Origin of the sequence: Aquamicrobium soli (assembly GCF_042646345.1) — a bacterium.
Classification (GTDB): domain Bacteria; phylum Pseudomonadota; class Alphaproteobacteria; order Rhizobiales; family Rhizobiaceae; genus Mesorhizobium; species Mesorhizobium soli_A.
Genome location: NZ_JBHRTK010000012.1, coordinates 507,501 through 521,254 on the forward strand (window position 1 = coordinate 507,501; position 13,754 = coordinate 521,254).

General features: G+C 65.5%; 13 protein-coding genes. 5 read left to right on the forward strand and 8 right to left on the reverse strand.

What is annotated here, in order from left to right; translation table 11 throughout:
• Positions 1 to 11: 11 nt before the first annotated feature.
• From ACFOHJ_RS12265 to ACFOHJ_RS12280, 4 genes are all read right to left on the reverse strand, one after another.
• Positions 12 to 1,142 carry an amino acid ABC transporter permease gene (locus tag ACFOHJ_RS12265; protein WP_378220784.1) on the reverse strand — a complete coding sequence of 377 codons (1,131 nt, stop codon included), beginning with the start codon at positions 1,140 to 1,142 and terminating at the stop codon, positions 12 to 14.
• Positions 1,139 to 2,344 carry an ABC transporter permease subunit gene (locus tag ACFOHJ_RS12270; RefSeq protein ID WP_378220785.1) on the reverse strand — a complete coding sequence of 402 codons (1,206 nt, stop codon included), beginning with the start codon at positions 2,342 to 2,344 and terminating at the stop codon, positions 1,139 to 1,141. Before ACFOHJ_RS12270 ends, ACFOHJ_RS12265 begins: the two co-directional genes overlap by 4 nt.
• Positions 2,345 to 2,415: 71 nt before the next feature.
• Complete coding sequence (locus tag ACFOHJ_RS12275; protein ID WP_378220786.1) at positions 2,416 to 3,450, reverse strand: transporter substrate-binding domain-containing protein; 1,035 nt, start codon at positions 3,448 to 3,450, stop codon at positions 2,416 to 2,418.
• A 244-nt stretch (positions 3,451 to 3,694) separates the two neighbouring features.
• Positions 3,695 to 4,669 carry a LysR family transcriptional regulator gene (locus ACFOHJ_RS12280; protein WP_378220787.1) on the reverse strand — a complete coding sequence of 325 codons (975 nt, stop codon included), beginning with the start codon at positions 4,667 to 4,669 and terminating at the stop codon, positions 3,695 to 3,697.
• Positions 4,670 to 4,805: 136 nt separating this feature from the next.
• Between ACFOHJ_RS12280 and ACFOHJ_RS12285 the strand changes: the two genes are divergently transcribed.
• From ACFOHJ_RS12285 to purU, 3 genes are all read left to right on the forward strand, one after another.
• On the forward strand, positions 4,806 to 6,092 hold the full coding sequence (locus ACFOHJ_RS12285) for a serine hydroxymethyltransferase (protein ID WP_378220788.1): 1,287 nt from the start codon (positions 4,806 to 4,808) through the stop codon (positions 6,090 to 6,092).
• Positions 6,093 to 6,221: 129 nt separating this feature from the next.
• Positions 6,222 to 7,112, forward strand: a complete 891-nt coding sequence (gene folD / locus ACFOHJ_RS12290; protein WP_378220789.1) for a bifunctional methylenetetrahydrofolate dehydrogenase/methenyltetrahydrofolate cyclohydrolase FolD — start codon at positions 6,222 to 6,224, stop codon at positions 7,110 to 7,112.
• A gap of 24 nt (positions 7,113 to 7,136) precedes the next feature.
• Positions 7,137 to 8,033 (forward strand): formyltetrahydrofolate deformylase, encoded by an 897-nt coding sequence (purU, locus tag ACFOHJ_RS12295; RefSeq protein WP_378220790.1) that lies wholly within the window; start codon positions 7,137 to 7,139, stop codon positions 8,031 to 8,033.
• A gap of 37 nt (positions 8,034 to 8,070) precedes the next feature.
• On the opposite strand, the gene ACFOHJ_RS12300 is transcribed toward purU, so the two are convergent.
• Both ACFOHJ_RS12300 and ACFOHJ_RS12305 read right to left on the reverse strand, forming a co-directional pair.
• Positions 8,071 to 8,334, reverse strand: coding sequence for a hypothetical protein (locus tag ACFOHJ_RS12300; protein WP_378220791.1), 264 nt, complete (start codon positions 8,332 to 8,334; stop codon positions 8,071 to 8,073).
• 46 nt (positions 8,335 to 8,380) lie between these two features.
• Positions 8,381 to 9,175, reverse strand: a complete 795-nt coding sequence (locus ACFOHJ_RS12305; RefSeq protein WP_378220792.1) for a DUF899 domain-containing protein — start codon at positions 9,173 to 9,175, stop codon at positions 8,381 to 8,383.
• 89 nt (positions 9,176 to 9,264) lie between these two features.
• On the opposite strand from ACFOHJ_RS12305, the gene ACFOHJ_RS12310 reads away from it, so the two are divergent.
• Entirely contained in the window at positions 9,265 to 10,485 is a 1,221-nt protein-coding gene (locus ACFOHJ_RS12310; protein WP_378220793.1) for a helix-turn-helix domain-containing protein, read from the forward strand.
• A gap of 32 nt (positions 10,486 to 10,517) precedes the next feature.
• Positions 10,518 to 11,147, forward strand: a complete 630-nt coding sequence (locus ACFOHJ_RS12315; protein WP_378220794.1) for a Vgb family protein — start codon at positions 10,518 to 10,520, stop codon at positions 11,145 to 11,147.
• A 26-nt stretch (positions 11,148 to 11,173) separates the two neighbouring features.
• Here ACFOHJ_RS12315 and allE read toward each other — a convergent pair whose 3' ends face one another.
• Together allE and ACFOHJ_RS12325 are read right to left on the reverse strand one after the other, a co-directional pair.
• Complete coding sequence (gene allE, locus ACFOHJ_RS12320; protein ID WP_378220795.1) at positions 11,174 to 11,917, reverse strand: (S)-ureidoglycine aminohydrolase; 744 nt, start codon at positions 11,915 to 11,917, stop codon at positions 11,174 to 11,176.
• Positions 11,918 to 11,957: 40 nt separating this feature from the next.
• Positions 11,958 to 13,745 carry an ABC transporter ATP-binding protein gene (locus ACFOHJ_RS12325; protein WP_378220796.1) on the reverse strand — a complete coding sequence of 596 codons (1,788 nt, stop codon included), beginning with the start codon at positions 13,743 to 13,745 and terminating at the stop codon, positions 11,958 to 11,960.
• Positions 13,746 to 13,754 lie beyond the last annotated feature (9 nt).

The following is a 13,754-nucleotide window of genomic DNA, read 5'->3' on the forward strand; positions in this document are numbered from 1 at the left end:
GTTGCGGCTGGTCATCGGCTGCCTCGTGCAAGATGGGCTTCGAGCTTGCGGGCAACGAAGGTGATCACGGAGCCGACGAGGAAGTAGGTGACGAAGAGGAACGAATAGACCTCATAGGTCCGGTCGCCGTATTGCGGGTTGGCGAGGATCATCTGGCCCGCGCGCAGGAAGTCGGTGAGACCGATGATGAAGACCAGCGGAGCGTTGTTGAAGATGTCGAGCACGTTGCCGACGAGCGGCGGCACCACGACGCGGATCGCCTGCGGCAGGATGATGGACCGGTTGATGTCGAACTCGCTCATGCCTAGCGAACGGGCCGCCTCGGTCTGGCCGCGCGGCACGGCCTGCAGGCCGCTGCGCACATATTCGGCCACATAGGCGGAATAGAAGATGGTGAAGCCGATCATGCCGCGGACCACGTCCGAGAAATTAAGCTGCGGCGTGAGCACGGGCATCAGGATCCAGATCCAGTAGACCACCATGATCAGGGGCACCGAGCGCATGACCTCGATATAGGCCGTGCAGATCCAGCGTACGCTCGAGAAGCGGCTGCGCCGGCCGAAGGCAAGCAGGATGCCGATGGGCAGCGTCACGATCGAGGTGACGAGGGTGAGCAGGATGCTGAGCAGCAGGCCGCCCCACAGGTTGGCGCCGGGCGGCGCCATGACGGCGAAGATCGCGATCAGGCCGATGAAGCTCGCCGGCACCAGGAATTTTCGCGAGAGCGGCATCCAGGAGGTCAGCATCCAGCCGCCGACGAACAGGACGGCCGAGGCTCCGAGGAACAGCAGGTTCGACAGGTCGTTGGTACCCGTCGCCGCGGCCAGCGCCAGCAGGACGAAGGCCAGGAAGCCGGCATGGCGCGCCCTGAAGGCGAACACGCAGCCCAGCGCCATGCCCAGCAGGGCGGCGATGATGGCGACCGCGATCCACGCCCTCCATGCCTGGTCGGCCGGATAGATGCCGATCATGAGGACGCGCAGGCTTTGCGGGATGATGTCCCATTGCGCCTTGGCAAGCGCCCAGGCGACGGCCTCGTAGACCAGCCACAGGACGGTCGGGATGACGATGAGGGTCAGCAGCGCGTCGAACGGCTTGCCGAACAGGTTGTGCCGCGACCATTTCAGGGATTTGGCGATCATCGCATGGCTCCCTGCCTGGCCATCCGCCGGTCGGCCCAGCCGACGACGGCGCTGATGATCCAACTGAGGATCAGGTAGGAAATCATGACGATGACGATGCCTTCGAGGCTATGGCCCGTCTGGTTGGCGATCGTGCCGTAGACGTTGAAAAGGTCCGGATAGCCGATCGCGATGCCGAGGGCGGTGTTCTTGGTCAGGCTGATATACTGGTTGCCGAAGGAGGGCAGGACCACCCGGAACACCTGCGGCAGGATGATGTCGTTGACGGTGCTGCGCCGGTCGAGCCCGAGCGAGGCCGAGGCCTCCCACTGCCCCTTGGGCAGGGCGTCGATGGAGCCGCGCACGATCTCGGCGATGTAGGACGCGCTGTTGAAGACGATGGCGAGTAGCAGCGCCGCCATTTCGGGGCTTATGCTGGTGCCGCCGCTTGCCTTGAATTTCGACGCGACCGGGAAGTCCAGTTCCATGATCCCGGTAAGCAGCATGATGGCGGGCACGGCGACCAGGGCGACGATGCAGGCCCAGCGGAAGGGGCGGATCTTTTCGACGAACGCTCCGGCCAGAGCGACGAGAAAGACGGCGCCGAGAGCGATGGCATAGGGAGAATCGCCGCCCTGCCAGACGAGTGCGGGCAGATAGAGGCCCTGCTGGCTGATGACGATCCCGTAGAATTTCGCGGCGGTGGCGATCGGCGGGAAGTGCAGGACCACGGCGAAGTACCAGAAGACGAGCTGGATCAGAAGCGGCGTGTTGCGCACGAACTCGACGCACCAGAAACAAAGGTTGCGCACGACCCAGTTGGTCGAAAGCCGGCCGACGCCGAGCAGCGTTCCGAGCACTGTGCTCAGGATGATCGCCAGAACCGCGACCTTGATCGTGTTGACGATGCCGGTGACGAAGGCCTGGGCGATGGAGAGATTGGAGGTGAAGCCGACGAAGGACGGCCAGGAATCCTCGCCGATGGCGAAGGTCCTGCCTTCGCTGATATCGAAACCGGCCGCGTTGCCGAGGAAAGAAAAGCTGAACTTGATGCCGTGCCGCGCCAGGCCGTCCTTGACCGCGACGGCAAACAGCGCGACCAGCAGGATCGCGATGCCGACGATGGCGAATTGCGTGGCGTGATAGCGAATCCGGTTGCGCCGCCGGCGTGCCGCCAGCCGCTTGTCGTCGCCCCTCCACTGGGCCGCTTGATCCGCGTTCATATCATGGCCCCGGTCTTTCTATGGGAAAGCCGAGGCAGGGGGATCCTGCCTCGGCTTTTACGGGTAGGGGATTAGTTCCAGAGCGGCGAATAGACCGCCCCGCCCTGGGTCCACAGGGAGTTCGGGGTGCCCTTGCGGTCGAGGAACATCTTGGTGTCGGGTCCCAGATTCCGGTTGTAGATCTCGCCGTAGTTGCCGACGGCCTTGATCGCCTGTGCGACGAAGTCATCGGAAAGCCCGAAGTCCTTGCCGTAGCCACCGCCGACGCCGAGGAACTTCTGGACGAACGGGTCCTCGCTCTTCAGCTTCTCATCGAGGTTGCCCTGCGTGATCTCGGACTCCTCGGCCTGGAACAGGCCGAAGCTGATCCAGCGCAGCGCGTTGCGCCACCTGGAATCATTGGCCGCGACAAACCCGGCGAAGGGCGACTTGTCAAGCGTGTCGGGCAGGATCACGTAGTCGGCGGGCTTCGGCGAGTTGCCGGCCCAGGCGGCGAGCGCGGACTTGTCGGTGCTCATCGCGTTGCAGCGGCCCGAATTGAGGGCCGCGAAAAGCTTCTCGAGGTTCTCATAGGTGAGGACCTTGGAATCCTTCCAGCCGCGCGCCTTGAAGGCGGCGGTGAGGACCGTCTCGGTCGCCGAACCCTGCGTGGTGCAGATGGTCGCGCCGTCGAGTTCGTCGAACTTCGTCACGCCGGCGTCGGCTTTCACCATGATGCCCGTGCCGTCGTAGAAATTGATCGGCAGGAAATCGATCGCGATCGCGGACTCGCGGGCCGGCTTCATGGTCGTGTGCGCGAAGACCACGTCGACCTGGTTGGTCAGGACCGCGTCGAAGCGGCTTTTGTCGGTAACGGTGACGAACTTGACCTTCGATGCATCGCCCAGCACGGCGGCGGCAACGGCCTTGCAGAAGTCGACGTCGAGCCCTTCGAGCTGGCCCGTCGTGGTGTTGAGATAGCCGAAGCCCGGCGCCGTGTTGTCGGTGCCGCAGTTCAGCGTGCCGCGTTCCTTCACCTTGTCGAGCACGGAAGCGGCCGAAGCCTGGGTTGCGGCAAGTGCAAAGCCTGCAAACACGCCCGCCAGCAGTAGTTTCGAGAGTTTCATCGCATTCCCCTATCGCGAGTGACCTGCAAGGATGTGCAGGATGGCCAAGCTTGCCGAATTTGAATGGGCGATAGGCAACAGCGGCTTTTGCCGTTCTGAAGCTGGTGTTCCCGCCGTTGGCCTAAGGTTGGGACGTCCGGTCCGCAAACCCATACTAATCGACGCGCGGACGATAGGTAGGGCCTTCATTCAGGTCTACTTAATTCTGCTTTATGTACCGCTTAGAAAAATTGATGATTTGACATCATGGCGACTTGACGGCGTCGTCAGGCGCCGACTCGGCCTGCGTTTCGTTGCGCCTTCCGAGACCGGACGAAAACCGGCGGCGCGCGCCCGCGCGCTCGTTGACCTGGGCGATGAAAGCCTGCACGGCGGGGCTCTTTTTTTCGCCCTTGCGGAAGGCGAGCGAAATCTTGCGGCGGATTTCCGGCACGATCTTGCAGACCCATACGTCCTCGAGATCGTAGCTTGCCCTGAGGCCCGGCAGGATCGAAACCCCGTAGCCTGCGCGGATAAGGGCGATGGTCACTTCGAAGCCCTTGCACCGCGCCACGATATTCGGCGTGAAGCCCGCTTCCTGGCATGCGTCGGTGATCATGCGGTTATAGGTCGACGAGGCCGTGTCCAGCGCCCAGCGCTCGTCCCTCAATTCGCTCATCGTGACGGTGGCGCGGTTGGCGAGGGGATGCGTCTGCGACACCATGGCGTTGAACACGTCCTCGATCAGCGGGACCGTTTCTATGTTGGGGTCCAGCGCGCCGGGCGGCACGTTGAGGTCGTCGATCACCGCGAGGTCGGTCTGCCAGCTTCGGAGCGCGGCGAGGCTCTCGGCAGGCTCCATCTCGTCGAACTGGACGTTCAGGCGCGGGTGGAGCCGGTGGAGGTCGTGAATGGCGCCGGCCACCAGCGCTGCCGCGACAGAAGGAAAGGCGGCGACGCGCAGTTCGCCGGCAATCACCTTCTTCAGTTCCGCGATGTCGGCGCGGGCCGATTCCAGCTCGACCAGGATGCGCTCGGCGCGCTCGACCAGTTGCCGCCCCGCGACCGTCAATTCGACGCCGCGGCCGCGCCGCTCGATCAGGTCGATCCCGACTTCCTGCTCCAGCAGGGCGATCTGCTGCGAGACGGCCGACGGCGAGACGTAAAGCGCCTCGGCCACCGCCGCCATCGTTTTGCGGATCGACAATTCCCGTAACGCCCTCAACCGCGCAATGTCCATCGCTCACCTCCTGGCCGGAAGCCAATGATTAGCAAATCAGAACGCATGTGCAAATATTATTAACTTTTTCTGGAGTGAGCAGCCGACTAGCTTCCCGGCACGAGCCAACAACAGCGGTTATTCCGGGAGACAGGCCATGACCCAGCAAAACGAGCAAACGAAAGCGTATTTCAACGCGTCGGTTCACGAACGCGATCCCCTGGTGGCGGAGGCGCTCGACAATGAACGCAAGCGCCAGCAGGACCAGATCGAGCTTATCGCTTCCGAGAACATCGTCAGCCGCGCGGTGCTCGACGCGCTGGGCCACGAGATGACCAACAAGACGCTGGAAGGCTACCCCGGCAACCGCTTCCATGGCGGCGGCCAGTTCGTCGACGTGGTCGAGCAGGCCGCCATCGACCGCGCGAAGGAGTTGTTCGGCTGCGGCTACGCCAATGTGCAGCCGCATTCCGGCACCCAGGCCAACCTGGCGGTCTTCTTCCTGTTGCTCAAGCCCGGCGAAAAGGTCCTGTCGCTCGACCTCGCCGCCGGCGGCCACCTGTCGCACGGCATGAAGAGCAACCTTTCCGGCCGCTGGTTCGAATCGCACAGCTACAATGTGGACCCCGACACCGAGGTCATCGACTACGACAACCTCGAGCGCATTGCCGAGGAAGTACGTCCGAAGCTCCTGATCACGGGCGGCTCGGCCTATCCGCGCCAGCTCGATTTCGAGCGCATGGGCAAGATCGCCAAGAAGGTCGGCGCCTGGTTCCTCGTCGACATGGCCCACATCGCCGGGCTGGTCGCCGGCGGCGCGCATCCTTCGCCGTTCCCGCATGCCGACATCGTGACCTGCACGACCACCAAGACCCTGCGCGGCCCGCGCGGCGGCCTGATCCTCACCAACAACGAGGAGTGGTTCAAGAAACTCCAGGCGGCGGTGTTCCCCGGCGTCCAGGGCTCGCTCCACAGCAACGTGCTGGCGGCGAAGGCCATCTGCCTCGGCGAAGCGCTGCGGCCCGATTTCAAGGTCTATGCCCAGCAGGTCACGGCCAACGCCCGCGTTCTCGCGCAGACCCTGATCGAGCGCGGAATCCGCATCGTTTCCGGCGGCACCGACACGCATATCGTGCTGGTCGACCTGTCGAGCAAGGGCCTGATCGGCAAGCAGGCCGAGACGCTGCTGGAGCGGGCCAACATCACGGCCAACAAGAACGCGATCCCCAACGACAGCCCGCGTCCGCCGGAATGGGTAGGCATGCGCCTCGGCGTTTCCGCAGCCACGACGCGCGGCATGAAGGAAGAGGAACTGCGTACCCTTGGCAACATCATCGCCGACCTCATCGAGGCCGAGGCCGCCGGCAAGGCCGACGATGCCGTGCCGGGCGCCAAGGCGAAAGTGGCCGAACTGACCAAGGCCTTCCCCGTCTACGCCTCCTGAGCCCGCAGGCGCTCCACGCGAGCCTTCAGGTGCCGCACCGTGTTCGTGGTGCGGTACCCTTTTCGAAAAACATGCCCCGCAAAGCCGCGTCGCTCGCGCTGTGCGGGAAGCGAAAGGAATTCCCAGGGAATGGACAGGATCGCCAGGAGCGCCGCCATCATCGACGGCAAGCAGTTCGCCGCCGACCTTCTCGGCGATATCAGGCTCAAGGTCGCAACCCTGAAGGAGAACACCGGCAAGGTACCGGGCCTTGCCGTCGTCCTGGTCGGGTCCGATCCCGCAAGCACGGTCTATGTCGGCTCGAAGCATCGCCAGACGACCGCGGCCGGCATGAACTCCTTCAAATATGAGCTTCCCGCGGAAACGACGCAGCAGGAACTGATGGCGCTGATCGACAGGCTGAACGTCGACCCGCAGGTCCACGGCATCCTCGTCCAGCTTCCGCTTCCCGCCCATCTCGACGCCGGGGCCGTCATCCAGGAAATCAACCCGGACAAGGATGTCGACGGCTTCCATGTCTCCAACGCCGGGCGGCTGGCGACAGGCTCTCCCGCGCTCGTTCCCTGCACGCCGCTCGGCTGCATGATGCTCTTGAAGGACCGGCTCGGCCCGGATCTCGCGGGGCTGCATGCGGTGGTGGTGGGCAAGTCGAACATCGTCGGCAAGCCGATGGCGCAGCTTCTGCTGGCCGAGAACTGCACCGTGACCGTCGTGCACTCGCGCACCAGGAACACCGCCGAGCTTTGCCGGGCAGCCGACATCCTCGTCGTCGCGGCCGGACGGCCGGGACTGGTGCGCGGCGACTGGATCAAGCCGGGCGCCGCCGTCATCGACGTGGGGATCAATCGCGTCGAGCAGGACGGCAAGTCGCGCATCGTCGGCGACGTCGCGTTCGACGAGGCGGGGCATGCGGGCGCCATAACGCCGGTTCCCGGCGGCGTCGGGCCGATGACCATCGCCTGCCTGCTTTCCAACACGGTGACGGCGTTCTGCCGCCTCAACAACACCAGTGCCGCTTGAGCGGTGAGCCTGGAGGAGTCCTCAATGTCCCCGAAAGACAATCGCTTTGCCTTGCGCGTCGCCTGCCCATCCATCCGGGGCGTTACCGCGGCGATCGCCAGCTATCTCTCCAGCAACGGCTGCAACATCTCCGACAGCGCCCAGTTCGATAACGCAGAAACCGGCCGCTATTTCATGCGGGTCAGCTTCCAGTCGGAAGAGGGCCGTTCCCTGGAGGAACTGCGCGAGGGGTTCGCGGAGATCGCGAAGAAGTACGAGGCCGAGGCCGAGTTCTTCAACGAAACGACCAAGCGCAAGGTCATCCTGATGGTGTCGCGCTTCGGCCACTGCCTGAACGACCTGCTCTATCGCTGGCGCATCGGCGCCCTGCCGATCGACATCGTGGGCGTCATCTCCAACCACATGGATTACCAGAAGCTTGTGGTCAACCACGACATTCCGTTCCACTGCATCAAGGTAACGAGGGAAAACAAGCGCGAAGCCGAAGCTCAGCAGATGCAGATCGTCCGCGATACCGGGGCCGAACTGATCGTGCTGGCGCGCTACATGCAGATCCTGTCCGACGAGATGTGCAAGACCATGTCGGGCCGCATCATCAACATCCACCATTCCTTCCTGCCGTCCTTCAAGGGCGCGAACCCCTACAAGCAGGCTTTCGAGCGCGGCGTGAAGCTGATCGGGGCGACCTCGCACTACGTTACCGCCGACCTCGACGAGGGCCCGATCATCGAGCAGGACATCGTTCGCGTCACTCATGCCCAGAGCGCCGACGACTATGTAAGCCTCGGCCGCGACGTGGAGAGCCAGGTGCTTGCCCGGGCGATCCATGCCCATATCCATGGCCGCGTGTTTCTCGATGGAACCCGGACCGTCGTCTTTCCGGCATCGCCCGGCTCCTACGTGTCCGAACGCATGGGTTGATGCGGCTGCCCGGCGCAGCAGGCAGCCGCATGCAGCATCATGGGCGCGAGGCCAGCCTCAGCCACGGGGTGGCGTGAAAGCCGCTCATCAGCAGGTACATGAGGCTCATGCCGCCGAGCGGCGAGGGGCCTGCCATGCCCATGCAGGTCGTGGCGTCCGCGCTGCCGATCGTCGTCAGCAACGCCATCATGGCGAAGGTCGGCGCGGCGGCGAGATGGAGCCAGTCGGCCATGCCGGGCAGCCATCGGCTTTTCGGACGGCTGGCGTCGCCGGCGGGGCCTTTCCGATGCAGTTCGGTCATCGGGCTTCTCCTCAATTGGTCGTTGGCCGCGGCACCCGTCCTGCGGTCAGGCGGTTTGCGCCGCCTTGGCCCGGGCGTCGTCGTATTCGTCGTGGCGGCGCCACCAGTAGTCCGTCTCGTTGCGCCCCTTCGGCGCTCGCTCGAGCCATGGGTAGACGCTCCAGATCGGATCGACGCCCCGCGAGTAGGCGGAATAGGTGTGATAGACGACGCCGTCCTCCAGCGCGAACGCGCTCATTCCCTCCCGCTCGCGAAAATAGGTGGCCAGGTCGGTCCCGACCGTCGCCGCGATGTCCAGGAATACCGGAGGCAGGGCTTCCGCGGTCGCCAGCTTCATCAGCGGGTCGTCGCGGCGGAAATTGTAGTCGGGCCCGTCCTGCAACTGCTCCCTCGTGAACGATGCGCTGAAGTCGTAGTTGAAATCGCCGGGATGGGAGGAATGCCAGGGGAACGTCCACCCCATGCGCTGCTTGTACGCCTGGAGCTTGGCGAGCGGCGCCCGCGACACCGCGCAAAGCGAGACGTCGTGGTTTTCCAGATGGGTGACGATGCCGTTGAAGCCGTCGGCGATCGCCGAGCAGGACGCGCAGCCGGCCGTGTAGTCCGGGCCGAACATGAAGTGGTAGACGAGAAGCTGGGAGCGGCCGCGAAACAGGTCCTCGAGGGACGCGGGGCCTTCGTCGGTGTCGAACCGGTACGCTTTGTCAATTCGCACCCAGGGCAGGGCCTGCCGCTGGTGCGCCAGTTCATCGCCCTTGCGCGAATAGGCCTTTTCGGCCTCAAGTAAGCGGATGCGTGCCGCGATCCATTCCTCGCGGGTTCCTGTCGTATGCAGTGTCATGGGTTTCTCCTTCGGGTCGGTCTTGAGTTCGGTAAAAGCCTAGGCCCGCCCGCCGATCCGGTGGGAGTTACAAGTTTGACGGGATTTTCATGGACTCTCTGATCACCGCCGCGGCACAGGCCCTCGCAGCCGGCGACCTGCTCGGCGCGCTCAAGCGGGTCGCCTTGCGCGACGATCCGCCGGCGCTGGCGCTGCGTGGCATCGTCATGGCGCAACTCGGCGACTTCGACCGCGCCAAGGCGCTGCTCAAGAGCGCGGCGCGCGCCTTCGGCCCGAGGGAGGCGGTCGCCAGCGCGCGCTGCATTGTCGCCGAGGCCGAGATCGCCCTTGTCTCGCGCGACCTCGGCTGGCCGCAGAAGGAACTCGACAGGGCATGGGCGACGCTGGAGGCGCATGGCGATGCGGTGAATGCCGCCCATGCGCGCAACCTTGCGGCGCGCCGCCTGCTGCTGGTCGGCCGTCCGGACGCGGCCGAACGCCTGCTGTCGGGGCTCGACCCGTCCCTGCTTCCGCCGCCGTCGCGCGCCGCCTACGAACTGACCGTCGCCGGCGCCGCCCTTCGCCGCCTGAAGACCGGCGAGGCCGGGGCCGCCTTTGGCCGGGCTGCCGAAGCCGCTCGCCGGGCCGGCATCCCTGCGCTGATGGCGGAAGTCGAGAACGCGGCCGAGGTCCTCGGCATGCCCGCCGGCCGGATCATCGCGGACGGCGAGGAACGCCTCGTCATCCTTGAAGAGGTGGAGAGGCTGTTCGGCTCCCAGGTCCTTGTCGTCGATGCCTGCCGCAACGTGGTGCGCGATGGACGCGAGACGGTTTCGCTTGCCTCGCGGCCGGTCCTGTTTGCGCTGGCCCGCGCGCTCGCCGAGGCGTGGCCCGTCGATGTTTCGCGCGACGTCCTGCTCACGCGCACCTTCCGTGCACGGCATGCCGACGAGACGCACCGCGCCCGGCTGCGGGTCGAGATTGCGCGCCTGCGCACGCAACTGCGCAAGGTGGCCAGGATCACGGCGACGAAGCGCGGCTTCGGGTTGGCGCCGCGCCATGCGGGGAAGGTGGCGGTGCTGGCGCCGCTCGCTGACGAGGCGCATGCGGCGATTCTCGCTTTTCTCGCCGATGGCGAGGCATGGTCGAGTTCGGCGCTGGCGATAGCACTGGGCACCAGCCCGCGCACGGTGCAGCGGGCGCTCGAGCAACTCGCGGCTGGCGGCAAGGTGCGATCCTTCGGCGGCGGCCGGGCGCGGCGCTGGACGGTTCCGTCCGTGCCGGGCTTCCCGACAACATTGTTACTCCCTGGCCCCCTGCCGAGCGGCTAGACTTCAGGCAAAGACAAACGGAGATCCTGACCATGAAGAACTCCCAGGCAGAAATCATCCGCGAATACGGCCCCTTCCCGGGCGCGAGCGCGATCCATGGCCTTACCTTCGACGGGCGGCACGTCTGGTTCGCCACCGGCGACAAGCTCAACGCCCTCGATCCGGAAACCGGCGAGGTGGTGCGTGCGTTCGACGTCGCCGCGCATGCGGGCACGGCCTTCGACGGCACGCATCTTTTCCAGATCGCCGAGGATCGCATCCAGAAGATCGACCTGAAGAGCGGCCAGGTGCTGGCCACCATACCGGCACCGGGCCATGGGGGCGATTCCGGATTGGCCTGGGCCGAGGGTTCGCTGTGGGTCGGGCAGGACCGCGGCCGGAAGATCCACCAGATCGATCCGGAAACAGGCGAGATCCTGCGCACGATCGAGTCCAAGCGTATCGTCACCGGTGTCACCTGGGTCGACGGCCAGCTCTGGCACGGCACATGGGAAGGCAGCGAGAGCGACGTGCGGCGGGTCGACCCCGAAACCGGCGAGGTTTTGGAGCAGATCGACATGCCCGTGGGAACGGGCGTCTCCGGCCTGGAAGCCGGCGGCGATCGGTTTTTCTGCGGCGGCGGAAGCAGCGGCAGGATACGCGCGATCCGCCGGCCGAAATGAGATGCGCCGGGCGCGCCCGGCCGGCCTCAGCCGCAGTGCGGATCGCGGTTCCAGTTCTTGTAGATCAGGTAGCGGGCATTGGTCTTGCCGATGGCACCGAACCATTGCGGTTCGAACGGGCCCATCCATATCACGTCGCCCTGTTCCACCGGGTACCATGACGCGCCCAGCCGGTAGATGCCGCCGCCGTTCAGGAACAGCAGTCCGTGTTCCATGAAGTGGGTCTCGACATAAGGCAGCGAGCCGCCGGGAACGAAGTCCATGAGGTTGACTTCGCAGTCGAACGCCGCGTCTTCGGGGATGAGCTTCTGCAACACCAGCGCGCCGTCCTCGATGGGCGATCCGGGAATATTCGCCGCGCGCGCGATCACGGCCTGTGGGGGCTCCGTCCCGGCCAGGCCCGCATAGCGCTTCTCCAGCACGACGAGCCGGGAAGCCTTTACGGCCCTGATCTCATGCCAGGAGTCGGCAGGCAGCAGGGCATAGGCTTCCTCGCCGAGCGTATGGGGGGCGCCGTCGATCGCCAGTTCGATCTCGCCCGCCAGCACGAACAGGAATCTCTGGATGCCCGGCAGGGCCGGGCCGACGGCAGCGCCCTGCGGCAGGTCGGCGAAGAATTCGCTGAACCGGGCGCCCATCTGCGGCGTGATGACGAAGGTGACCTCGCAGCCCGGCCAGCCGGGAAGCGTCGTGCGCTCATGGCTGTCGCTGCTGATGAGCGCGTGGTTGCGGTGGATGGAAGATCGCGTTTCGCCGAAATGGCCCCTCATCGGAAATTCCTGCCTTTCAGTTTCGGCAACCGCCTGCCGGTCATTCCCATTCCTGCACCAGATGGTCCGGCCCGACGCTTCTGTAGGCCGGGGCGCGGTGCTGATAGTCCACCGGGCGTAGCGGGCTCTTCAGTTCCCTGTTGTCGAGTTTGGGCCGGATGTTGCGCCGCTCCGGATCGGGCACGGGCACCGCCGCGAGCAGCCGCTTCGTGTAGGGATGCTGCGGCCGGCCGAAGACGCTGGCGCGGTCGCCGATCTCCACGATCTCACCCAGATACATGACGGCGACGCGGTGGCTGATGCGCTCGACGACCGCCATGTCGTGGGAAATGAACAGGAAGGCGAGCTGCATCTTCCTCTGCAAATCGAGCATGAGGTCGATGATCTGGGCCTTGATCGACACGTCGAGGGCGGAAACCGCCTCGTCGGCGATGAGCAGGTCCGGCCGCATCGACAAGGCGCGGGCGATGCAGATCCGCTGCCGCTGGCCGCCTGAGAATTCGTGCGGAAAGCGGTCGCGCATGGCGCTCGACAGGCCGACGCTTTCCAGGAGTTCGTCGACCCGCGCGTCGATTTCTCGTTGCCCCATCTTGCCCTGCACTACCAGCGGTTCGGCGATGCTGTCGCTGACGCGCATGCGCGGGTTCAGGCTCGCATAGGGGTCCTGGAACACCATCTGCATGCGGTCATGGAATTTGCCGGCCGTCGCTTTGCCTTCCGTTCCCGATGGGCCCTGGCCGTGCATCGCGACGGTTCCGGAAGATGGCCGGGTCAGGCCGATCAGGCAGCGCCCGGTCGTGGACTTGCCGGAACCGGATTCCCCCACCAGCGACAAGGTCTCGCCGGCGCGGATGTCGAAGGAGATGTCCTCGACCGCGTGGACGCGCCCCGTCACCTTGCCCCACATGCCCTTGCGGACATCGAAGCGCTTCGTCAGGTTCCGTACCTCGAGGATCGGCTTGCCGGCGGCGGCCGGCCCCCTGGTGGTCGCGCTCTCCGGTACTGGCCCCAGGCCTTCCGGCGAGCTCTTGCCCGCCATCGAGCCGATCCTCGGCGCGGCGGCGAGCAAGGCCCGCGTATAGGAATGGCTGGACTGGGTGAAGATCGCCTGCGCCGTGCCGCGATCCACCGCTTCGCCGTGCTGCATGACGATGATCTCGTCGGCGATCTCGGCCACCACGCCCAAATCGTGCGTGATGAACAGGATGCTCAGCCCGTCTTCCTGCTGCAGCGTGCGCAACAGGTCGAGAATCTGCGCCTGCACCGTCACGTCCAGCGCCGTGGTCGGCTCGTCGGCGATCAGCATTTTCGGCCGGCAGGCGAGCGCCATCGCGATCATGACGCGCTGGCGCATGCCGCCCGACATGAGATGCGGGAAGTCGTGGAAGCGGGCTTTCGCGGCGGGAATCTGCACGCGCTCCAGCAGCCGAATGCTTTCGGCCTGCGCCTGCGCGGCGGACATCCGCCGGTGGCGCCTCAGCACCTCGCTTATCTGGAAGCCTATGCGCAGCGTCGGGTTGAGGCTGGTCATCGGCTCCTGGAAGATCATGCCGATCTCGTTGCCGCGTATGGCGCACATGGCGCTCTCCGGCAGGTCGAGCAGCGAGCGGCCGCTCAGCCTGACCTCTCCCGTGATGCGGCTTCGCGCCGGCGGCAGCAGCCGCATCGCAGCCAGTGCCGTGACGCTCTTGCCGGAGCCGGAGCCGCCCACCATCGCCAGCGTGCTGCCGGCAGCGACATCGAAGGACAGGCCATGGACGATCGGTGTCCACCCGTCCGCGGTGCGGAACGAAACGCGCAGGTCTGAAACGGAGAGAACGGGCTGCATCGCGATCGG